The sequence below is a fragment of the Peribacillus simplex genome (assembly GCF_030123325.1).
GTDB classification, from domain to species: Bacteria; Bacillota; Bacilli; order Bacillales; family DSM-1321; genus Peribacillus; species Peribacillus simplex_D.
The window spans coordinates 4430984-4453379 of sequence record NZ_CP126106.1 but is presented as its reverse complement, the minus strand read 5'-3'; the positions used below and the strand labels follow the sequence as shown (position 1 = coordinate 4453379).

Here is a 22396-nt window from a genome sequence, read left to right as displayed (position 1 = left end):
TTACAGTGGTTTTTTGTCTATTAATAATTTGGATATTTATGTTAAAACATATATGATATTATGTTTTTAATCGAATTAAAACAATGGAGGGAAAAGAATGCCTCATTATCTTAATCGAATGGCTGAAGACTTGGTTAAAGCGAAGTTGGAAAATTATTGGCCGGGTTTTGAACTTGTTGCTTATGCTTTATATGATAAGAGAAATGTTTATCTATTCAATCATCCCAAATTCAGTAACGATCCACAATGTACATATCATATTTTAAAGTGGGATGTACGGTTTACTGGAGACACAATTATTTCGTATGAAGAATATCCAACCGCAATTGTTAATATGGATTCGTATGAGGATTATGAAGATTTGTATTCAATAGTGGTTCACGAATTATTTCACGGCTATCAATATATTAAAGATGAAAAACGGTTTCCTGATGAAATGATGGGAATCACATATCCGTTGTCAAAAGAAAATGTGGAATTGCGAAATCAGGAAAGAACAAATCTTTATCATGCGTTGTTGGAAAATAACATAATGAAGAAGAAACAATACCTTGATGCTTTCATTGCCCTAAGGGAAAAAAGAGCAGCCAGTATTGGAGAGTACCTAACATATGAAAAGTTGATTGAAACCATTGAGGGGCCTGCGTGGTATGTCGAATTAAGGGCTTACTCGGAAAAAAGCCCGCTTGATTACCATTCAGTTTTAAAAAAGTATGCACAACAATTAATAAACAAATATGAATCTACTTCTAGTATTAGAAGAAGTTGTTATAGTTCCGGTTTGTTTATGTGTTTGTTACTGGAGGAGCTTTCACCAGACTGGATGGAAAGTTTTTTTGATAGCGAAGATACATTATATGACCTATTGAAACAGCATACCGGTGACTATATGGAAGATTCAATAGCTGATGTGAAGGTAAGTCCTGAAACAGAAGAAGTCGTTAATTTTGCCATGGAAAAGAGAATGAAAGCATTTGAAGAGTTTAATGAACAAGCAGGAATTCATTTATATATTGAAGGGGAAATAACTGCTGAATCCTTTGACCCGATGAATATCATCCCAGTAGAAGATAGACTTTTACATAAGAGTTTTTTAATAGTAAGAATGAACAACCAAGACTTTCTTTTTCAACAACCTGTAATTGCCCATGTTGGTAATGGAATTAAATATATAAATAAATTACATCTGATATTAGGGAAAAGACCCATTGAAAACAGCGATTCGCTTACAATTGATGGAGTTGGAGAAATAAAGGGGAAATATAAGAAACAAGAAAATATCTGGCATGTATTTATTCCTTAAAATGTACAAGTAAAGCATGGAGTGTGTCTGCTAACATATATTTGATACCGGCAGACCATGAAAAAAAGCATCGAACCTCCCATGACAGGAAGTCCGATGCTTTTTTCTTTTACATTTCAGCTTCAATTTTCAAAGATGATTCTTCGCTGAACTGTCCCTTATCCAGGTCACCCGTCACTTTACTGGTCAGGATGCCGGAAGTCATGCTTCCGCTGACATTCACAGCCGTTCTTCCCATATCGATCAATGGCTCGACGGAAATCAACAGTCCGGCCAAGGCGATTGGCAAGTTCATTGCAGATAATACCAGGATGGCAGCGAATGTTGCTCCTCCGCCTACACCTGCAACCCCGAAAGAGCTAATGGCCACGATGGCAATCAACATGGCGATGAATGAAGGGTCCAGTGGGTTGATTCCAACCGTTGGAGCGATCATGACCGCTAACATGGCCGGATAGATTCCGGCACAGCCGTTTTGACCGATCGACAAGCCGAAGGATCCGGCAAAGTTGGCAATACCTTCCGACACCCCTAGTTGTTTCTGTGTTTGGATGTTCAATGGAAGAGCTCCTGCACTTGTTCTTGAGGTGAAGGCAAACGATAATACCGGGAAAGCTTTTCTTAAATATACGATTGGGTTCAATCCTGCAAGCATCAGCAATAGCAAATGGATGAGGAACATGACGATCAGTGCGACATAAGAGGCTCCCACGAATTTCCCCAATTTCAGGATGGCATCCAAATCACTCGTAGCTACCGTCTTCGTCATGATCGCCAAGATCCCGTATGGCGTTAAACGCAGGATCAATGTTACGACACGCATGATGATGCTGTGCAATGTATCTACTATTTTAGCAAAAAATTCAGCATGTTCAGGCTGCTTGCGCTTGACTCCTAAATAGGCAATCCCAAGGAATGCAGCAAAAATTACAACGGAAATGGTTGATGTCGGACGTGCTCCCGTTAAATCAAGGAACGGATTGGACGGAATCAATTCAAGGATTTGCTGCGGCATCGTTTTATCCTGAATCGTACCGTATGTCTCCGATATTTGATCCCCGCGGCTTAACTCCGCTTCCCCTTGCTCAATTTGAACGGCTTCCAAATTGAATACAGTTGCCGAGGTGATCCCAACAGCTGCTGCAATCGCAGTCGTTCCAAGCAGGATTCCGATGATCAGGACACTGATCTTTCCAATATTGCTAGTCAGCTTCAATCTTGTGAATGCGGATAAGATCGAAATGAAGACAAGCGGCATGACGATCATTTGCAGGAACTTGACATAGCCGGAACCTACAATGTTAAACCAATCGACAGATTTAATGATCGCTTCAGACTGGGGTTCAAAGAAATACTGCAATAGAAGCCCGAATACAATCCCTAAACCAAGTCCAGTAAAGACCCTTTTTGTAAAGGAAACATGCTTCTTACTCATGTAAAATAAAACGCCTAAAAGAACGAGCATTATGGCAAGATTTAAAAACACATAACCAATCATATATATTCCTCCTAATTCCGATTAACCAAATAAGAATAATAAATATCTGAAGACTATGATACATCATCCGTTGATTTTTTACCAGAAGAAAATAATTTATTTTTGACTTTTCAAGTAATTCATGTATATATCTCTATTCATGGACAGAATAAGAAGTCACAAAAAAGAGGTATACCTGAGCCTTCCCACTCTGGGAAGGGTTCAGTATACCTCTTGTAGGTGAAATTGTTATTTCCTCAAATCAATCACGATATCATCCAATACCAACTCTTTGGGAGCAATTCCTGGTTTTGTTGGGAAGGATGACACCTTTTCTTCACCATCCTCCGTTATGGTTACCTCTCCGTGGTTCTCTGAAGTGAAATTGCGTAATGTTACATGTGGTGTCGCAATCAGTTGCGTAGCATCCGGATCGATTTTTTGGAATGTTTTGCTGAAGTTCAAATTATAAGAATCGATACCGCTTCCTCCGTTTTCTTGACCATCGTATACATTCCCTAAGTCATCTTTAATGGTCAACTCCACATAGGCTTCATCCCACTTGCTTTTGACTGAGTCGGACACTTCTTGATGATAATCAACCACAAAGGACATTGGCGAGATTGATAGTTTTTCGACGGATACTTTTACTCCATGTTGATTCACACTTTTATTGATGACCTTCTCGTTGCTTTCAGTTGCCTTTAGTGAGAAAGCAAAGTTCCAATTTCCTTTTATCTCTTTATCCATGTCGTTAATACTGATGCTGTTTATATCCCAGTCTATATTTACTTTATCTTCTTTTAGATCTTCTAAGTCACTAATCGTCAATAAGCCTACATATTTTTTATCAGCTACTTTTGAAATTTCATCCGATCCTCCTTGGGCTTTCATTTCTTTTATATTCGGGCTGGGAATGAGAAATGATCCGTCACCCAAATCTTCTTCGCTTTCAATAGTATAAGTGATGGTTACTGTTTTTCCGTCATAAATGGCGTCATTTATCGTGAAAGTGAGGCCATTGCTTTCTTCGGTAAAGCCAATTTTGTTAGAGTAGGCCTTATAATCACTATAAAGTCCATTATTCTTGATATCATCGGGGAGACCTAAGTTTTCATTACTAAAATAGCTGAAAATATCTCCTATCAAAGGAATGCTTTTAGCAGAAGCGGTAAACGAGAATCCAATCGTTGCGGTGGATAACCCGAATATAATGGAAGCAGCCAGAACATTCTTTTGCCAACGTTTCATTTTTTTCTTCTTTCTTATTGATTTTTTTAGGGTTCTTTTGACTTTAGCTTTTTCTAGTTCGGTGACATCCATTTCCTTAAATTCAGTTTCGTCTAAATCTATATCATTTAATAATTCATAAATATCCTTCATACGACACTGCCTCCTAATTTAAGATTCGTAGCTTTTTGATTTAGCTTCTTTTTTCCCCTATAAATTCGATTGTCTATTGATGCTTTGGTCAACCCGAGTTTTATCGATATATCCTCATTTTTTAAACCAAGAAAGTACTTCATGATAAAAATATCCCGGTCCACAGGTTCTAAAAGGTCAATTAACTGAAGTAATTCTTTTCTGTCTTCCAGTATAATTAGTTCGTCTTCTGCAGATTTTTCTGGATCTACTTCTGTGTAACCTGATGTAAGCTCCATTTTCTTCATGGCTTTTCGGTAATAATCAATCGCTTTAAACTTAGCGATAGCACAGATCCATTTTCTGAAATCTGTTGTATCCCCATGGAACTTTTTTGAATTGTTCCAGATTGAAAGAAAAATATCATTGATGCATTCTTCCATGACACCGTCGTTCCTAAGAGGGGAGAGAACCTTATATGTGACCCCCTTGATTAGTGGCAAATAGGTATTCACTATAAATTCCAATGCGTCTTCTTCTTGGCGTTGCAACCGCTCGATAAAATTTATATCAGTAGACTTCATGACGTGATTCCCCTTGTTTTTTTGTAAAAGCTTTTACACTTAATACAACGTGTGTAAAAAGATTTATTCTCAACTATTTTTGGATTTTTATAGAAATTAGTGGGTGTGATGGTTCCATTCGCACTTGGAATGATATGGTATTGAGGGTATCAAATTTTGTCAGTATGTGACAGTGTTATCCATATAAACGGCTTGTTGGCAAAATCGAACCATAGATTCTTTAACAAAAATGCTTGATTGCTGCTAAAGACTGTTGAATGAAAAAATATTCGATATATATTCAGCAGGAAGGATAAGCCCTTGGTTTTCTTGAATGATATATCAGGTCGTATATCTTAGCGTTTTTTGAAAGGATGAAGGAATGATGGATATATACATTCACAGGCTAAATGAACAGGATGCACACGCGTTATTTGCATTTGAATGCAATAATAGAAGTTTTTTCGAGCAAACGGTGCCAGGCCGGGGAGATGATTATTATAGCTTTGGAACGTTTGAGATCAGGCATAAGGAATTATTAAAAGAACAAGAAGATGCCATCTCCTCTTTTTATTTAATTAAGGATCGTTCAGGCAAAATCGTCGGCAGGATTAACCTTGTGGATATCGATCCTAATAATGGTACGGCTCATGTCGGTTACAGAATCGGTGAAGCATTTACGCAAAAGGGGATAGCGAACGAAGCTTTAAAGCTTTTGGTTAATCTGGCGCCGGGATTGAATGTGACTCAAATACAAGCCAAAACGACAAGCGACAATATTGCCTCCCAAAAGGTTTTAGTGAAAAACGGTTTTGAACGGATTTCGATTAATGAGGAAATTAGTGCGGATACGGGTCAAAAGCTAATATTCTACCATTATATAAGGAACCTTTAAATCCATTTTCTTCTATTAATAAATCGCATAAATTGTAAACGATTTAAGAGAAGAAGAAATAATCCCGAGATATTTTCGCGGCAAAAGATTTCATTACTTAAAAGGAGAAAGGATAATATAATATGATAGAAGGTTTATATGAAGCCCATCTACCCGTAAAGAACTTGGCCATCTCTATGGATTTTTATAAGAAAATAGGCTTGAAGCTAGCATGGAGGGATGAAGATACTGCCTTCTTTTGGATAGAGGAAAACAAAAGCTGGGTCGGATTATGGGAAGGGAAAGAATATCAAACTCCATACCACCCTTCACTAAGGCATATCGCATTTCGGATATCTTATGAAAATATGAAAAATGCATTAACCTGGCTCCAATCCCTAAAAATTGAAGTCGTCCCTTTTGGAAAAAGGACATCGATTGAACCTTTTGTGCGTCCGAACCAAGGAAACGCTTCCGTCTACTTCAATGATCCTGATGGCAATAGTCTGGAACTTATGTGTTCGATAAAAGTCCCTGATGCATATAAGCATATGACTGAAAAACTTTCACTTGAAGAATGGGAAGAACTATTAACTAAGTGAACACTGTAAAGGAAACGTTTCCCGTCTAGTCTCAATCATGGTATAAATAAACTGTTTTCTTACATAGAAATTTACTATTATAATTAGAAAAATATGGAATTTTTATTTCGATTCCATATGTGATACGAAACATCATTTTATTTTTATACTCTACGAGTATGAGCAATTATTACAGAAAGGTTAAGGGCATAAATGTGGAGTTTAAAATTAGAGTGAACTTATTAACTCAAATGACATTACTTATCATATTCGTTGTTTTTATCAGTACCTTGCTTGTGAGCCTTCTATTCTCTACACTGCTGGAAGAAATCGTCGAAAACCAAATGGGTAATCAAGCAATGACGGTGGCTAAATTAGCAGCCCAAAATCCAACGATCATCAAGGGATTTAACGATAATAGGCCCTCAGAGGTGATTCAACCCGCATCAGAAATGATTCGTCAAACAACAGGTGCCGATTATGTAACTATTGCGAACCATAAAGGACTTCGATACTCCCATCCTAATCCAGAATATATTGGGAAGCCTACTGCTACTAGTAATGATGCAGTACTTATAGAACACAAATCAATTATTTATCAAGGAAATGGGATTTCGGGTCCAGCGATTAAAGCTAAGGCGCCTATCTGGAATGATAAAGGGGAAGTTATCGGTGTTTCATCTGTAGGTTTTTTGGTAGAGAATGTGCAAGATCAACTATTCGATTATAAAATGAAGATTATTCATTTGTCACTTATCCCAATTGGTGTAGGAATCTTATGGGCAATATTTATAGCGCGACGCTTAAAAAAGCTTATTTTAGGTCTTGAGCCGGAGGAAATTTCTTTTCTATTTCAAGAAAGGGAAGCGACACTTGATGCCATTCGATATGCTACCATTACGATTAATAGTGAAAAACAGGTTACTTCCATGAATAAAAGAGCACGTGAATTGTTTCATGATCATCAGCTTATGGTGGGAAAGCGGGTTGTAAATGGGCATTTAGAAAAACTCATCAAAATAGTAATCAGCACAAAAGAGGGACAGTTCAATCGTAAGTTACTTTTAGGCCAACAGCTATACATTTTGGATTTATCCCCAATCCTAAATCATAATGACGTCAGGGGCATCGTTTTAACAATAAGAACAGTATCCGAAATTGAACAATTAACAAATGAATTTTCAGAAATCAAGGCCTTTTCAGAAAATATGCGGGCACAAAACCATGAGTTTTTAAATAAATTAAATACCATTTATGGATTACTAAGTTTAAAACAATATGATAGGGCATTGAATATCATCTCTTCTGAAGTGAGGGAGAGGCAAGATATCATTTCGTTTCTTATGTCATCGGTTAAAGATCCGTTAATCGCCGCCTGTTTACTTGGAAAGATAAACCGTTCAAAAGAATTGCAGGTTATATTAGAAATAGAACAGGAAAGCAATTTAAACAGTTCATTAAAACCTGAGGATTCCCATCACTTGGTTTCCGTTATTGGTAATGTCATCGATAATGCGATGGAGGCAGCACGGCAAAAAAACAAAAATGAGGGAAAGGTCAAAGTTTCGTTTACTGATTTAGGAAACGAAATTATATTTGATATCGAGGATAACGGTCCAGGTATCCCTCATGCAATGGAAGATATTATTTTTACAGATGGATATACGACTAAAAATGGGGAAAATCATGGGATCGGCTTGGCCATTGTAAAAAACTCCATTGGTCTTTTAAGTGGTGAAATTTATATTGGTCAAAGTTATTTGGGCGGAGCAAGATTTACAATCGCCTTCCCGAAGGATATAAAAGAAGAAAAGGAGGCGTGAGAATGCCCAAAGGACCGATTACAGTTGTCATTGTTGAAGATGACGATAATGCAGTGAATATATATAAACAATTTACCAATCAACTAGATCAATTTACTGTCATTGCTACGGCTAGTACAGGCAAGCAAGCGTTAAATATATTACATGCCGCACAGCCGGACTTAATTTTATTGGATATCTTTTTACCGGATATGAATGGAATTGACCTTCTTCGGGAAATAAGGAAAGAATACCGGGGCATTGATGTAATTCTGATCACCGCAGCGAATGATACCGAAACAGTCAGTGAAGCGATTAGGGGAGGGGCTTTTGGTTACCTAATAAAACCCATCATTATCGATAAGCTTCTAGCGACGCTCAATCAATACGACCTGACGAGACAGCAGCTGCATAATAACAACTTAGTAAATCAAGATAAAGTCGATACTCTTTTTCGGACCATAAGTAACCCAAATAAAGCAAATGATATCCAAATAAATCCTCTTCCCAAGGGGATTGACAAACATACTTTGAAAATGGTCAGAAGTAAGATTCAAAACGTCAATGGCAGTTTAAATGCCGATGAACTAGGTCAACTAGTTGGAATTAGTTATTCAACCATGCGCAGGTATTTGGAGTATTTAGTATCCTGTGATGAAATGGAAGTTGAGGTTTTGTATGGAAATATTGGAAGGCCTGAAAGAAAATATAAAATAAAACACCTTTAAACCCCCATTGATGAAGTTCGTTTTCATCAATGGGGGTTTTTTCTTTTTCAGGCGTGAAAAAAATGATTAAAACTCTTATTACTTTCATTATATGTGAAAAAGGCTTGATGGATGATAGTCTCTAAAGAAAGCGCTATCAAAACAGGTGGCGTTAAACAGAAGGGAGCTTGAAGATGTTATCCATTTTAGGATTTTCCATGATTGCTGTATTCATGTATTTAATTATGTCGAAGCGACTATCGGCATTAGTGGCCATTATGCTCGTTCCAATCATATTTGGTGTGATCGGAGGGTTTTTTACAGAACTGGGACCCATGATGCAGGATGGTGTTGAAGGAATAGCTTCTACAGCCATAATGATTTTATTTGCGATTTTATATTTTGGAATAATGATAGATTCGGGTTTATTTGATCCTCTCATTTCTAAAATATTGAAGATAGTAAAAGGAGATCCTTTAAAAATAGTTTTGGGAACCGCTATTCTCTCAATGACCGTCGCATTAGATGGGGACGGTACAACTACTTACATCATTACGGTCTCAGCTCTTTTACCCCTATATAAGCGTTTAGGTATGAACAAAATAATATTAGCCACTGTTGCCATGTTATCCATGGGTGTAATGAATATGACACCGTGGGGGGGAGCTTCCGCTATGGCAATGGCTTCGTTAAATCTTGACGCATCGGAATTGTTCTTGCCAATGATTCCTGTCATGGGTTATGGGCTCATTTGGGTTCTTGTCGTGGCTTTTATATTGGGAAAAGGGGAACGAAAGAGATTGGGCGTAGTGGAGATCCAGCATAATCACACTAAAGAAATGAATTCAGAAGCCAATTCCGAGTTAGCGGCAACAACGGTCTCCCATGATTATCGTCGACCGAAATTGGTCTGGTTCAACTTCATTTTAACGATTGTGCTCATGGCATCTTTAATCATTGATTTTATGTCATTGACCATTTTATTCATGATTGCTTTCGCCGTTGCCTTATTGGTCAATTATCCTAATCTGAAAGATCAGCAGGATCGAATAGCCGTTCATTCGAAAAATGCATTGGCCGTTGTTTCAATTGTCATTGCAGCCGGGATTTTTACCGGCATCATGTCTGGAACGAAAATGATTGATGCAATGGCCATTACGTTGGTTTCGCTTATTCCAGAATCTTTAGGACCATTTTTACCGGTAATTGTAGCGTATGCAAGTGCCCCATTTACTTTCTTTATGTCTAATAATGCATTCTATTTTGGCGTACTTCCAATTATCGCTCAGGCCGCTGATGCTTATGGAATCAGCGCGGCAGAAATAGGGCGCGCCTCGTTAATAGGGCAGCCGATACACGTATTGAGTCCTTTGGTAGCTGCAGCACATTTGCTAATAGGTTTAGTGGGCACTGACTTTGGGGATTTACAGCGGTTTGCCGTGAAATGGGCATTAGGGACTGTCACTGTCATGACAATAGCAGCGATAATCTTGGGAGTCATATAGTTAGCCTATCTTGCCGATTGAGCAAATCGATATTTTTAAAATTGGAGGATTTTCAATGTGGGTCATCACACTCTACCAAAACAGAGATATTGTAATGTATGAATTTGAAACAGAACAAGCAGCAAGGGAAGTTTTCTGGAATATTCAAGGCAATAAGGTTCTTTCAGAAATCATTTACTATAATGACCCAGGTTTAGCATAATGATAGTATGAATCGTAGAGGTGTTTATGGCTAGTTAACAATAAAAGGTTAATATGAAATTGGAAGCGGAACTTTACAAAATATGATGATTAAAACACAAAACATCCGAGTTTCCTTCAAGACTATGCATTTAAGTGTACCCCGAAAAAGCTAAAGCTTTATTGGGGTTTTACTATTTATTTTAGACGGTTTTAACAATGATTCTTGTGGTAATCTTCGCCAGGTTCATGACAGTATCCAGACTCGTAGCATTTAAGGAGTGTTGGGGGAAAGGGGGATCTAAATAATTCACGACGGCTTTTAGGTGATAATCACCCAATTCAGGTAAGGATTTATTCATGGCTTCACCAGGGCTAAAAGGACCTTCTGTCAGAAAAATGGAACCAATTTGATGATAACCACCCAAACAAGCATCGATGCCAAAAATAAAGGGATTATTAAATTGCTTTTTTATTTCTTTCAAAACACTTTTCAAATTAAGAGCGTGAACAGGCTCTGCGAGTGTTCCAAAGACATGATAAGGTACTTGTTTTTCTCTTAGCATCGTCCCCACTAAAGGTCCGAATGAATCTCCTGTAGAACGTTCTGAACCAATACATAAAAAGATGATCTCTTTGGAAGTTGCCCGAAGAATTCTTGCAATTTGAAAAGACATTTCGTCTATATCTCCTTCTGCCTCTGTTTCCAACGTGTAGTTGCAATACTGCATTTCTTTTTTTGTCTCCCCTTTTTTCCGGCCATTAAAAGGATACATGCCTACACTCCCTTATCTTATTCAACTAGAGTCCCGTGACATCTTGTAGAAATTATAACATGATTAATAATTTGGAAATCACTTGTGTTCCCTCTCATTACCTCATTTCGTGTTTACTTGTATTTTGTTAATATATAGATTTACTGGAATTTTTGATAAAATAGAAGAAAACAAAAAATCTACTAGTATGAAACGATTGGTTTTATTTAATAGAAGGAAGTGTAAGTATTGTTTAATCAATTAACCAATAACGATAGTGTTCTTAATCATTTACGTGCAGACTGTGAAAATTGTTTTGGTTTGTGCTGTGTAGCTTTGCCTTATGCAAAATCTGCTGATTTTGCATTTGATAAAGATGGAGGAACACCATGTTCAAACCTGCAATCGGATTATCGTTGCGGCATCCATGAAAATCTCAGAGCAAAAGGATTTAAGGGCTGCACGGTTTATGAATGCTTTGGTGCCGGTCAAAAGGTATCTCAACTCACATATAATGGAAACGATTGGAGAGACAACCCATCGTCAGCAAAGGAAATGTTCGAGGTTTTTCCTATTATGCAACAACTTCATGAAATGCTTTGCTACTTAAATGAAGCACTGAATTTAGAAGATGCGCAACCTCTTCACCGGGAATTGCAAGCGGCTTTTGAAGATACGGAGTATTTCACTAAGCAAGGTCCAAAGTCTATCATGGACCTGAATGTACCAGCTCATAGAGCGATCGTTAATGATTTACTTCTGCACACAAGTGAACTCGTACGTGCTAACGTTTCAACTAAGAAAAAACAAAAAAAACAGAACAAAATAGGTAGGGGAAGTGACCTTATCGGTGCAAAGTTGAGAGGTGCTGACCTTAGGGGAGCGAACTTAAGAGGAGCTTTGCTTATTGCATCCGACCTCAGAGAAGCTGACATGAGAGTGACGGATCTTATCGGAGCAGACTTTAGGGACGCTGATTTAAGCGGTGCCGATCTTACCGGAAGTTTCTTCATCACACAAGCACAGATTAACTCGGCTAAAGGCGATATGAAGACAAAATTACCGCTTTCATTAAGCATTCCCGATCATTGGAGGTAGAAGTAAAGCTAAGATCGGCGCTAATTTTCATGCAGAGCAAACGCTTCATGAATAAGAAAGTTTTTAAATTCACGAGTGTTACTTTGCACATCCAACTTTAAAACTCCAGCTACCTTCACATGAGAAGATAGGCTGGGTTTCTTAATAATTTACATCAAATCATTTATAGGACCATTTTGATCTGTTAGTAAAAAAAGCAACTGCTTATTGTTCAATCGCGCCCTTTTCTTGGACTGATCACGACTCATTATTCGTCGGTGTCTCTTCCAACTGGGGCTTTAAACTCAAACCAAAGCATGTTACTTGATATTCTACTTTTTCCTCGAACCGTTTTGTCCCTTGACCATTTTCCGAAACACGGCGATGCAAAGCATGATTAAAGGTAAAAGAAACCCAACGGTATATGAAAAAAATACTGCAATTTCCTGATCCCAAGTTTGTTGCTCAATGACATTCGAAAACATTACGAGTGAAAGCATCACACTAATTCCCCCCAAAGGTAATATTAAAGGTCGATGATTTTTTAAATTTAATATTTGTGCGATACCGATAACAACAGCATATAAATAAATTGTCATTTTCATATAGATGGAAAGAATCCACATGATAGCTAATACTGCTTCAATTCGTTGTACAAAATTTCCTATATTAATTTTTCTCGCTAGTGTATAAGTGGGATAGTTATGCCGGGCAGTACTCTCAGCTCCAAGTACAGATATAGTTAAGAAGATGACGACAATCATTACAAGACCGCCGATTAGGTATCCCATCATGAAAGATTTACTTGCGGCTTTTGGTTGATTTACAAAAGCCGGAAAAATCATTAACAATGCTACGGAAGTAACAGTAGAGAATTCTACAAAGAAAAAGACTGCCCTCAACAATGGTTTAGTTTCTACCTCAAATACAGGCTGAAGGTTTTCAAGATTGATTTGAGGAGCAATAAAAACTGTTAAAATAATAAAAAGAATGAAGAAAAACACAATGAAAATTTCAGCGCTACGGGTAAACGTCTCTAATCCAAGACGAACACTCATGATTACAATAGTGGCCATTGAAATATTAATTGCGGCTATAGGTATTTCCGGGAAAAATTGTATACTTATAAATTTTCCTACATAGAACAAAAGTTCAGATCCATATAAAAATGAAAAGGAAAGAAAAAAAAGAGAAATCATTTTACCGATCCATTTTCCAAACAAATTTTCATGCATTTCTACAAACGTTTTTTCAGGAAACAACAGCCCAAGCTTGCTGTAGAACCAGATGATAATTAACCCAATAGCTACACCTAAAACAGCTCCAATCCAACCATCCTGTTTCGCCTCGGCGGCCATTGTTGTCGGAACAGTGATAATTGTTGTACCGATCGTAAAAAAAATCACTAGTGTTCTGTATTGGTGCGCTGATATTTTTTCGGTATCCAGCATCTATTTTCCACCTTTTTTATTTAACAAAAATCCATAGTTCATTTAAACTCTCTTCTTCTTGTGATATATAAGCATTTTGGGCTTTCCTTGGGGATTTTAAACGTATTTTAAAGTCGAACTTATTTGCTCAATTTGAAAGAAACTTCTGAAAGGACAAAGGAAGGGATTCAGGGTGCAAGGAAACGAGGGAAACATTCCGGAAGACGAAAACCGATGAGGAAAAGGTGAATTAAGCCTTATATCTAATGGATCAAGGGATGAGTCGTACGGATGCTGCTGAATAGGCCGGTATCTCTTGTATGACTCTATACCGGAAGATACAGGATGGTAACATAGACAATAAATAATGAACGGGGCAAAGTATAGATGCTGCATGATTATTGTCTAATAAGTATTAAAATAAGTGCAAAATAACACCTAAAGTGACCCGAGTAAAAGGCGCAAACTCAAAAATTTGGCTTTAATCCTAAACTTTTACAAAGTGTGAACTATACTAACATGCGATTCTTCATTAGGAAGGATCGTCTTTTATAATTGGGCGGAAAATTTTCATTTTTCCATTTGACTCTGACGTTGCGTAATACCTTAAAGTAAAGGATATCGAAAGGAGGTAGAAGCCGTGGCAATGAAAGTGAAAGAGCTGGCCGATTTAGTCGGAATTAGTGTGCGGACACTGCATTATTATGATGAAATCGGGTTATTATCGCCAGAGGAAATAACCGATTCAGGTTATCGCCTCTATTCGAATGATAATCTTGAGATGTTGCAGCAAATCCTGTTTTTCAGGGAACTTGGCATGCCGTTAAAGGAAATAAAACAAATGATAACCAGCTCTTCGTTCGATAAACAGGATGCGTTAAAGCAACATCAAAAAATGTTACTGGAGAAACGCAGGCAGCTCGATAAATTAATTAAGACGGTCGAAAAATCGATTAAGCATATGAAAGGGGAAATAGAAATGACGAATAAAGAAAAGTTTGAAGGATTTGACTTCAGTCAGAATCCATATGAAGAAGAAGCCCGCAAGCTTTGGGGGGATAAAGCTGTCGATGAGTCGAAAGCAAAAGTGGCGGGCATGTCCAAAGATGCACAGAAAATTGTATCGGATATCTATATAAAACTTGCGTCAATCCGAAATGACTCGCCCAAGTCGGAGGAGGCACAAGAGGCAATTAAAGAATGGTATGATTGTTTGAACAATAACTTCGGCACATACTCACTGGATGCTTTTAAAGGATTAGGTCAAATGTACGTCGATGATCAACGCTTCACCAAAAATATCGACAAATACGGTGATGGTTTAGCAAAATTCATGTGCGATGCGATGGGGCATTTTGCTGACGCTAACAAAAATTGAATCCCAAGATTAGATGGAAGGTTGCTCCAGCAGCCTTCTTATTTTATAGCTAAAGGGAGTTATGGTAATATTTATAATATTCGGATTTAGAGAATAGGGGGAAACTTATGGAATTTAGGAATGCCGCCTTTAACCTTGGGGAAATCAATGATGTTGATGGAAGTAAAGTGGCTGTTTTTAATGGAGATGCCATTTATACAAGCATCGTCACTAAACTTCGGGCCGCAGGTTGTGTTTTCGCCGAGGAAGAGGCCAGGTTGCTCATCATCGCGGCGGGGACAACGGCCGAACTGGCCGGGATGGTGGATAGACGGATTGCGGGTTTGCCCCTTGAACACGTCATCGGCTGGGTGGAATTCTGCGGTATCCGGATAGAGGTTGATCTCGGAGTCTTCGTACCCCGCAAAAGGACCGAGTTTTTAGTCCGCCAAGCGGCAGCGCTTGCTACGCCAGGAGCAGTCGTGGTGGACTTGTGCTGCGGCACTGGCGCGGTTGGCTCCGCTGTGGGCGATGTTCTCGAAGATATCGAGCTGTACGCCGTCGACATTGACCCCGCAGCGGTGCGGTGCGCGCGTCGTAACGTCATTTCAGTCAATGGTCAGGTATACGAAGGGGACCTCTATGAACCGCTTCCGGCCAATTTACGGGGACGTGTTGACGTACTGGTCGCAAACGCACCATACGTCCCTACTGAGGGAATCGCTCTTTTACCCCATGAAGCGCGCATGCATGAGGCGAGGGTGGCATTAGATGGCGGGGCGGATGGGCTTGATGTCCAGAGAAGGGTGGCGGCTTCGGCAACACTTTGGTTGGCACCGGGTTCCCATTTGTTAGTCGAGACCAGTGAGCGGCAAGCGATGCAGACCGTAGAAATCTTTGGTAGATACGGAATGATGCCACGGGTGGTAAAGTGTGATGAACTGGACGCCACTGTCGTAATTGGAACCAGGCCCGCACTCTAAAGAACTGTTTTTAGAGGCGCTTTTTTCTTAAAACGAATGGAACAAAGAAGTTATGTCTAAGGAAAAAACATGATGGGCAATCCAGAAATAAAAAAATTCAAGTCATCTCGAGGTATGGGTTAAAATGGAACTTTGGAAAATGAGTCAAAAGGCATCGGATCTAAGCGATGTAATTCCTTATTATTTTTTTAGTCTAGTCTCATCCTGTCTGTCGCTTTCCACAGGGATGGTTATGTTTAGCTGGCGCTCCTGGGGGGTGCTTGGCATTATCGTGTTTTCTTTTTATGTCATTATCCCTTATTTATTATTTGCCGTTCCGCTACAGGTCCTTTTCAATAAACATCCTAAAAAATTCAGTTTACTTTATTTATGCCTTTATATTTTTTTCTCTTTGCTGGCTGTATTCATTTATAGTTCGGTGCTCAATTTTGACTTCAGTATGGAAGTTTTAACTACAATGAATTACTATGCAATAAGTCTTTCGGCGGCATTATTTTTTTGGTTTTGGGACTCGGTCTTTTTACAAGGCTCTTTTCGTAAAGATTGTTGTTTTTGAAACAAAACGATTTAAGGTTGATTGGAGCGCAAGTGCGAGACTCCTGCGGGAGCAGCGGGGCAGGTGAGACCCAACAGGCGTTCACGCCGAGGAGGCTCACCGCCCGCCCCGCGGAAAGCGAGCATCTGGAGGGGAAATCACCCACACCGCTTTACTTGGTAAATAGCAATAAAGTATGGGAAAACAGTCTTTTACAAAAAAGAGATCTGCATCATAAAAGGGACCAAAGAAGCGGTCCCTTTCCAACATTATTTCTTTAGCATGTTTACGATTTCCTTAGCTTTTTCTAATGTAACTCCTTCAATGATACTGTTGTTTTTTCGAACAGCCGTACCAAAATGATAGTGGCCGGTATGCAGTTCAGAATGGATAGCAAGGATATTATCCTTATTTAAGCCGCTTCCAACCAGTATCGCCATGTCGCCGCAGACTCTTTTCATTTGTTGAATCGTGTTCATGCGGCTGGGGAAATCCCCATGCCCACCTGACGTCAATATCGTTGTGATTTCTGGATATCGTGCCAGCATTTCAGCTGAAATGACTGGGTCGTTTGTATCATCGATGGCCCGGTGAAATGTAATCTCCAACCCTTCACATACTGTCAATAGTTCTTCGAGGTATGGTAGATTGATTTCATTTTCTTCATTTAATGCACCCAATACGACCCCGTTCGCCCCCAGTGATCGAATGATTTGAATATCTTTTTTCATGATTTCCAAATCATTTTGCGTATAACAAAACGACTGGCTATGAGGCCTTACCATCACGTTGACTGGAATCTTTACTGAATGGACGACAGCTTCTATTAGGGCGTGGCTGGGAGTTAATCCCCCCTCGGCCAAAGAACTGACAAGCTCGATTCGGTCTGCGCCCGACTCTTCGATAATAATGGCATCTTCTATCGTTGTGGCAATGAATTCAATGTACATTGGATTTTCCTTTCCTGCATGCAAGTGTTTTAAGAACAGTTTGTATAAGATTATTAAATCCATTAAGAATAGTAAAGTCAATTCATTAATGGATACCATGACCTCTTATCAAATACCTGCACTAGTTTTCCTCAAATGGAATTTCTTTATTTCTCATATTTATGAAACGAAATGAACAATCAAACGTATAAAAAAGAATATATTCAATGGTATATTTGAAAGTGGAATGTTTGGCAGGGTAATTAAATGAAAATCATCATGACGGAGGTTATTTAATTGGATAAAGAAGTTAAGAAAGTAAAGAAGTCGAGGTTTTACAAAGTAGGAATGGGATTCCTGATCATTTCCCTTCTCACTTGGATCATTCCTGTCGTAGCTCCTTTTACGCCATTTTCGACTGCGGCTAAAGCAGGGGTCATAACAGGTGCGATCGTCTTTGCGGAGGTCATGTTTTGGGCAGGCGCGCTTTTGGTCGGGAAAGAAGTGGCTGCTAAATATAAAGGTTATTTAAACCCGAAAAATTGGAGAAAAGAAAAAGGGTGAAGCTTCCATGGAAACTGAGTTGAAAGTTTTCGATTCCAATCGCATACAAACAGGCGTGGCTTCGCGTGAGGAAGTACATAGATTGGGACATTTGCATGAGGTTTTCCACTGCTGGTTCGCAAGTTCGGAAGCGGGCGTGGATCACCTATATCTTCAGCATCGTTGTGCGATGAAAAAAGATTATCCGAACCTATTGGATATTACGGCAGCAGGCCATTTGCTGGCTCATGAAACGGTATACGACGGAGTCAGGGAGATTAAAGAAGAAATAGGCATTGACGTTTCCTTTGAAGAGTTGGTTCCATTAGGGATCATTGAATACCATCAAACGAAAGAAGATTTCATCGACAAAGAACTGGCAAACGTCTTTCTATATGAAAGTGCACATAGCTTCGATGATTTCACCCTGCAGCCAGAAGAGGTTTCCGGAATGGTGAAGGTTGCGCTGAATGACTTCGAAGAGCTTTGGACCGGAGCGGAGGACAAAGTGAATATTAAGGGATTTGAAGTGAATCACGAAGGCCGTAGGATGATGATCGATCGGTATGTTGGACGGGATGAGTTCGTTCCGCATGATCTTTCCTATTATGAAAGCATCATTAGATTGGTCAGGGAAAACCTCGCTAAATGAAAATGAAGCCCCGCCAAAACGATTTGAGTTTTGGCGGGGCTTTTTCTTTTTTCTTGAAAAGAACATTAAGTACATCGACCTGTATCTTTCCTGATCAACTGCAGTCTATTGGCTCGTTTTGTCTTAGCTCGATACGCAAAAATCCTTAGTTGTTACCTTATTTGTCCTGAATCGCTCATAGGGATAATGACTTTGTCCTGTGGTGATTCAGTTGATAAAGCGAGACATACTAGACTGTAATAGTGATGGCAGACTGCAAGTTAAAGGTGGAGATGTAGTTTTTCATCAACTAGGGAATTTATCACTTGTAAGAATATGACAAAATTGTAAGATGAACAGTGTACAAATTTTGTTAAGGGGATGAGTGAGATAATGAAGAAAATGGTTTTATGTATTTCATTTTTTGTAGCTTCTTTAGTCCTTTTTGGCTCCCTTGATTTTTTTGCAAGCAAAGCATCAGCAGAAACACACACCTATGATGGAAAAAGTCCTTACTATAATAATTGTGCGAATAGCGCAGTAACGAAGAAGGCCGTGAAAATTTATGCCAACGGTGCTTCCGCCAACTTGGAGTTGAAATTCAGCACGACTTGTAAAACGGCTTGGGCAAAGCTCACTCTAAGCAGACCGGCTAAAGCAGATGGGGAGGCAACGGCTTTGGTTGTCCGAAATACTGATAATAAACAATTTAGCTGTGCATCTCCTGGAGGAAATGGCGAAATAAATAAAGGTCAAACGTCATGCTATACACCAATGGTCTATGATTTAGATCCGCGAAAAGCAAAAGCGGTGGCTTTTTGGCCATATACAGCAGGTGAAACCGACTGGTATTAATGAAAAAGGATAGCCTTCATCAATTTTTATGGAAAGAAAGGATGAATGACTTGAATAAAAAGCTTAAAATGATAGGTTTATCCATGGTGATGACACTGTCGATGTTTCTTGTCGACTTTGGGTTTGGAAAAAATCAGGCTCTGGCCGAAACACATACTTATGATGGAAAAAGTCCATTCTATAATAGTTGTGCAAGTTCGGCGGTAACGAAGGATAAAAAATGGATTGATTCAAATTCGTACGTAGAATTGAAATTCAGCACTGTCTGTAAAACCGCCTGGGCAAAAGTGACCGTGACACGCCCCGCCGTATACAACCATGAAGCGGACGCCAGAATCGTCCGAAGTACTGATGGTAAGGCCTATACATGTGCCAGTTCCGGGGGTAATGGTGTCGTGAATATCGGGCAGACCTCGTGCTATACACCAATGGTATATGATTATGACCCGCGCAAGGCACAGGCCCAAGGGATACATGCAATCCCAAATAGTGATGCATATAATAAAGCGGTGACCATTTGGTACTAAAAAACAAAGGCAAAAAGCATCCGTTGGCCGGATGCTTTTTTTTGCGGTCAGATTGTAGTCACACTTTCATTTCAGCTTCCAAATGAAGTAGATATTGTTTCATCTCCGTACCTCCCCGGTAACCGGTAATATTCCCGTTTTTTCCGATGACCCTGTGACATGGCACCGTGATCAGAACAGGGTTGGCACCAATGGCCGTACCGACCGCCCGAACAGCCGCAGGTCTTTGGATGATTTGGGCAATATCGGAATAGGAACAGGTTTTTCCGTAAGGTATTTGATTCAATGCTGCCCAAATTTCTTCTTGAAAGGGCGTGCCCTTTACATCTGTCGGAAGAGAGAAGGCCTGCCTGATCCCTTCGAAATATTCTTGGAGTTCTTTTAGATAGGGTGTTAATGCTTTTTCATTTTCAATAAGTCTCGCATTTGGAAAGCGTTTTTGTAACCAAGACTCCAGTTCTTCATACGTTTGACCGGGTGAGCCTACATAGCAAAGCCCTTTTTCCGTTTTGGCCACATATAACTGCCACCTATCATAACGCAATATGGACCAATCAATGGTTTGTTCTTCATCATTCTTCATTTTGATCACGCTCCAAAGCTTGAGTTTTGAGATAAGCTTTCCGATATCCTGAAGGGGTATTTCCCATTTTCCTTTTGAATAGCGTTATGAAATAGGGTGTACTGGAGAACCCGACAGCCAAGCCTATTTCAGTTATCGGCTGTTCGGACTTTTCCAGCAGCCACGTTGCTTTTTCAAGCCGTAGCCGTTGAATGTATTCAGTTGGGGATATCCCCTTCACACGCTTGAATGATCGTTGTAAATGATAGGGGCTGCCGTGGGAAATATCCGCCAATTTGTTCAATGTGAGGGGTTCGCTGTAATGGGTGTCGATCCATTCGGCTATTTGTTCAACCCATTCTTCTGTCGGCAAATTCAATCCTTCCGGTTTACATCGTTTACAAGGCCGGAAATCTTCTTCCAAAGCCATCATGGCATTTTTGAAAATCTTCACGTTTTCCTTATTCGGCACCCTGGATTTACAGGAGGGCCTGCAAAAGATGCCCGTCGTTATTACTCCATATAAAAAATGATCATCATATGCTGCATCACAATCTATAATAGCTTTCCAATATTCATTCGGGAAATCTGCTTTTTTCGGATTCAACATATTCACCTCTGCTTTTAGTATACAAGAAAGGGGTGATATACAAACATTTTGATAATATAAAAGCAAGATAACGTAATGATTAAATAAGGGGGAATTTTCCTATGGATAGGGTTGTTTTGTTAAAATAAGGTAGTTAAATGAAAGCGCAAGATAACGTATCCATTTTTCAATAGAATAAAGAGAATGGGACAAAGGAGGACATTATCAATGGATGAAGGCATGATTGAATTGAGGATTCATGCACCAAAGGAGTTTAGTTTTTCGGAAAATCTTACATACTTATCAAGATCCTCCAATGAATGTCTGTTCGATATTGTTGATCAAAAAATTTATCGAGCACTTGTTGTCGAAAACGAGACACTCCTAGTGGAAATCAGTGCGATGAATGAAACGGAGCTGACCGTGCGGTTTCCAGGACGAACAACACCGATGGATAATCAGGTAAAGGATGCTGTTTCCCAATACGTTCGTCACTGGTTCGATCTTGAGACAAACCTGCTTCCTTTTTATGAGCTGGCCCAAAATGACCCTTTATTGCAAAAGCCGGTAAGCCAATTCTTCGGTTTGAGAAATATGGGCATCCCGGATTTATTTGAAGCGATTGCCTGGGGAATACTTGGACAGCAGATTAACTTGACTTATGCCTATACCTTGAAACGGAGGCTTGTGGAAGGATTTGGTGATTTTGTTGAATTCGAAGGAAAGCAATATTGGCTATTTCCAAAGCCTGATGTGATCGCGAAATTGACGGTCGAAGATTTTGCCGATTTGAGGATGACGGTGAAGAAGTGTGAATATTTAATAGGCGTCGCTCAACTGATTGCAGAAGGGGAACTTACTATAGAAAAGCTGTTGAGTGCAAAGGATGTAAAAGAGGCCGAAAAAATGCTGACCAAAATACGGGGAATCGGTCCGTGGACAGCGAACTATGTCTTGATGCGCTGTTTGCGTTTTCCCGCAGCCTTTCCCATCGATGATGTCGGGCTGCATAATTCCATGAAACTGGTCATGGAAACGGAAGCAAAACCAACGAAAGCGGCAATCCTGAAACTATCGGAAGCGTGGGCCGATTGGGAATCCTATGCGACCTTCTATTTATGGAGATTGCTATATTGACTTCGTGTATATCCCTATTCGGAGATAAAACAGAAGAAATCGTCGATATATCCCTAAATTCGGAGATAAATTGCTTTTCCAGCCCAAACACCTTGAGTCCATATATCATAACTTATTACATTCAATCTAATA

General features: G+C 39.4%; 24 protein-coding genes and 1 pseudogene. 17 read left to right on the top strand and 8 right to left on the bottom strand.

Features of this window, described 5'->3' with window-relative positions; translation table 11 throughout:
- Nucleotides 1-97: 97 nt before the first annotated feature.
- On the top strand, nucleotides 98-1303 hold the full coding sequence (locus tag QNH43_RS21160; protein ID WP_283915542.1) for a hypothetical protein: 1206 nt from the start codon (nucleotides 98-100) through the stop codon (nucleotides 1301-1303).
- A 109-nt stretch (nucleotides 1304-1412) separates the two neighbouring features.
- On the opposite strand, the gene QNH43_RS21155 is transcribed toward QNH43_RS21160, so the two are convergent.
- From QNH43_RS21155 to QNH43_RS21145, 3 genes are all read right to left on the bottom strand, one after another.
- Complete coding sequence (locus QNH43_RS21155; RefSeq protein ID WP_283915541.1) at nucleotides 1413-2801, bottom strand: L-cystine transporter; 1389 nt, start codon at nucleotides 2799-2801, stop codon at nucleotides 1413-1415.
- 228 nt (nucleotides 2802-3029) lie between these two features.
- Complete coding sequence (locus QNH43_RS21150; protein WP_283915540.1) at nucleotides 3030-4163, bottom strand: DUF4179 domain-containing protein; 1134 nt, start codon at nucleotides 4161-4163, stop codon at nucleotides 3030-3032.
- Complete coding sequence (locus QNH43_RS21145) at nucleotides 4160-4726, bottom strand: sigma-70 family RNA polymerase sigma factor (protein WP_283915539.1); 567 nt, start codon at nucleotides 4724-4726, stop codon at nucleotides 4160-4162. Before QNH43_RS21145 ends, QNH43_RS21150 begins: the two co-directional genes overlap by 4 nt.
- Nucleotides 4727-5090: 364 nt before the next feature.
- Here QNH43_RS21145 and QNH43_RS21140 point away from each other — a divergent pair, with 364 nt between their 5' ends.
- The 6 genes from QNH43_RS21140 (at nucleotide 5091) to QNH43_RS21115 (ending at nucleotide 10376) form a co-directional block, all read left to right on the top strand.
- Nucleotides 5091-5600 carry a GNAT family N-acetyltransferase gene (locus QNH43_RS21140; RefSeq protein WP_283915538.1) on the top strand — a complete coding sequence of 170 codons (510 nt, stop codon included), beginning with the start codon at nucleotides 5091-5093 and terminating at the stop codon, nucleotides 5598-5600.
- A 122-nt stretch (nucleotides 5601-5722) separates the two neighbouring features.
- Entirely contained in the window at nucleotides 5723-6181 is a 459-nt protein-coding gene (locus QNH43_RS21135; RefSeq protein ID WP_283915537.1) for a VOC family protein, read from the top strand.
- A 212-nt stretch (nucleotides 6182-6393) separates the two neighbouring features.
- The gene (locus QNH43_RS21130) at nucleotides 6394-7983 is read left to right on the top strand and encodes an ATP-binding protein (RefSeq protein WP_283915536.1); all 1590 of its coding nucleotides are present in this window, start codon (nucleotides 6394-6396) and stop codon (nucleotides 7981-7983) included.
- A 2-nt stretch (nucleotides 7984-7985) separates the two neighbouring features.
- Nucleotides 7986-8690: a response regulator gene (locus QNH43_RS21125; RefSeq protein ID WP_283915535.1), complete on the top strand. Its 705-nt coding sequence runs from the start codon at nucleotides 7986-7988 to the stop codon at nucleotides 8688-8690.
- A gap of 173 nt (nucleotides 8691-8863) precedes the next feature.
- Complete coding sequence (locus QNH43_RS21120; RefSeq protein ID WP_283915534.1) at nucleotides 8864-10174, top strand: CitMHS family transporter; 1311 nt, start codon at nucleotides 8864-8866, stop codon at nucleotides 10172-10174.
- Between the two features lie 55 nt (nucleotides 10175-10229).
- Nucleotides 10230-10376 carry a hypothetical protein gene (locus tag QNH43_RS21115; protein WP_179085983.1) on the top strand — a complete coding sequence of 49 codons (147 nt, stop codon included), beginning with the start codon at nucleotides 10230-10232 and terminating at the stop codon, nucleotides 10374-10376.
- Nucleotides 10377-10557: 181 nt separating this feature from the next.
- Here the strand turns inward: QNH43_RS21115 and yyaC are convergent, their stop codons facing one another.
- Nucleotides 10558-11130 (bottom strand): spore protease YyaC, encoded by a 573-nt coding sequence (gene yyaC / locus QNH43_RS21110; protein ID WP_283915533.1) that lies wholly within the window; start codon nucleotides 11128-11130, stop codon nucleotides 10558-10560.
- A gap of 228 nt (nucleotides 11131-11358) precedes the next feature.
- Here yyaC and QNH43_RS21105 point away from each other — a divergent pair, with 228 nt between their 5' ends.
- Nucleotides 11359-12207, top strand: a complete 849-nt coding sequence (locus QNH43_RS21105; RefSeq protein WP_283915532.1) for a pentapeptide repeat-containing protein — start codon at nucleotides 11359-11361, stop codon at nucleotides 12205-12207.
- 311 nt (nucleotides 12208-12518) lie between these two features.
- Here QNH43_RS21105 and QNH43_RS21100 read toward each other — a convergent pair whose 3' ends face one another.
- On the bottom strand, nucleotides 12519-13637 hold the full coding sequence (locus QNH43_RS21100) for a GerAB/ArcD/ProY family transporter (protein WP_283915531.1): 1119 nt from the start codon (nucleotides 13635-13637) through the stop codon (nucleotides 12519-12521).
- Between the two features lie 141 nt (nucleotides 13638-13778).
- Here QNH43_RS21100 and QNH43_RS21095 point away from each other — a divergent pair.
- The 4 genes and pseudogenes from QNH43_RS21095 to QNH43_RS27865 all read left to right on the top strand — a co-directional run.
- A pseudogene (locus tag QNH43_RS21095) lies at nucleotides 13779-13921 on the top strand (recombinase family protein); the annotation flags it as partial.
- 335 nt (nucleotides 13922-14256) lie between these two features.
- Nucleotides 14257-14994 carry a MerR family transcriptional regulator gene (locus QNH43_RS21090; RefSeq protein ID WP_283915530.1) on the top strand — a complete coding sequence of 246 codons (738 nt, stop codon included), beginning with the start codon at nucleotides 14257-14259 and terminating at the stop codon, nucleotides 14992-14994.
- A 107-nt stretch (nucleotides 14995-15101) separates the two neighbouring features.
- Nucleotides 15102-15956: a putative protein N(5)-glutamine methyltransferase gene (locus QNH43_RS21085; RefSeq protein ID WP_283915529.1), complete on the top strand. Its 855-nt coding sequence runs from the start codon at nucleotides 15102-15104 to the stop codon at nucleotides 15954-15956.
- 124 nt (nucleotides 15957-16080) lie between these two features.
- On the top strand, nucleotides 16081-16512 hold the full coding sequence (locus QNH43_RS27865; protein WP_434060135.1) for a UPF0715 family protein: 432 nt from the start codon (nucleotides 16081-16083) through the stop codon (nucleotides 16510-16512).
- Nucleotides 16513-16760: 248 nt separating this feature from the next.
- Here the strand turns inward: QNH43_RS27865 and QNH43_RS21080 are convergent, their stop codons facing one another.
- Entirely contained in the window at nucleotides 16761-17540 is a 780-nt protein-coding gene (locus QNH43_RS21080; protein WP_283915528.1) for a copper homeostasis protein CutC, read from the bottom strand.
- Between the two features lie 177 nt (nucleotides 17541-17717).
- Between QNH43_RS21080 and QNH43_RS21075 the strand changes: the two genes are divergently transcribed.
- The 4 genes from QNH43_RS21075 (at nucleotide 17718) to QNH43_RS21060 (ending at nucleotide 19976) form a co-directional block, all read left to right on the top strand.
- Nucleotides 17718-17984 carry a transporter suffix domain-containing protein gene (locus tag QNH43_RS21075; protein ID WP_349654781.1) on the top strand — a complete coding sequence of 89 codons (267 nt, stop codon included), beginning with the start codon at nucleotides 17718-17720 and terminating at the stop codon, nucleotides 17982-17984.
- 7 nt (nucleotides 17985-17991) lie between these two features.
- Nucleotides 17992-18615 carry an NUDIX hydrolase gene (locus QNH43_RS21070; protein WP_283915527.1) on the top strand — a complete coding sequence of 208 codons (624 nt, stop codon included), beginning with the start codon at nucleotides 17992-17994 and terminating at the stop codon, nucleotides 18613-18615.
- A 372-nt stretch (nucleotides 18616-18987) separates the two neighbouring features.
- Nucleotides 18988-19449 carry a DUF2690 domain-containing protein gene (locus QNH43_RS21065; RefSeq protein WP_434060134.1) on the top strand — a complete coding sequence of 154 codons (462 nt, stop codon included), beginning with the start codon at nucleotides 18988-18990 and terminating at the stop codon, nucleotides 19447-19449.
- An 83-nt stretch (nucleotides 19450-19532) separates the two neighbouring features.
- Nucleotides 19533-19976, top strand: coding sequence for a DUF2690 domain-containing protein (locus QNH43_RS21060; RefSeq protein ID WP_283918415.1), 444 nt, complete (start codon nucleotides 19533-19535; stop codon nucleotides 19974-19976).
- Nucleotides 19977-20034: 58 nt separating this feature from the next.
- Here QNH43_RS21060 and QNH43_RS21055 read toward each other — a convergent pair whose 3' ends face one another.
- The gene (locus QNH43_RS21055) at nucleotides 20035-20559 is read right to left on the bottom strand and encodes a methylated-DNA--[protein]-cysteine S-methyltransferase (protein WP_283915525.1); all 525 of its coding nucleotides are present in this window, start codon (nucleotides 20557-20559) and stop codon (nucleotides 20035-20037) included.
- The gene (locus QNH43_RS21050) at nucleotides 20549-21145 is read right to left on the bottom strand and encodes a bifunctional transcriptional activator/DNA repair enzyme AdaA (RefSeq protein WP_434060210.1); all 597 of its coding nucleotides are present in this window, start codon (nucleotides 21143-21145) and stop codon (nucleotides 20549-20551) included. Before QNH43_RS21050 ends, QNH43_RS21055 begins: the two co-directional genes overlap by 11 nt.
- 210 nt (nucleotides 21146-21355) lie before the next feature.
- Here QNH43_RS21050 and QNH43_RS21045 point away from each other — a divergent pair, with 210 nt between their 5' ends.
- Nucleotides 21356-22264 carry a DNA-3-methyladenine glycosylase family protein gene (locus tag QNH43_RS21045; RefSeq protein WP_283915523.1) on the top strand — a complete coding sequence of 303 codons (909 nt, stop codon included), beginning with the start codon at nucleotides 21356-21358 and terminating at the stop codon, nucleotides 22262-22264.
- The last annotated feature ends 132 nt before the right edge of the window (nucleotides 22265-22396 follow it).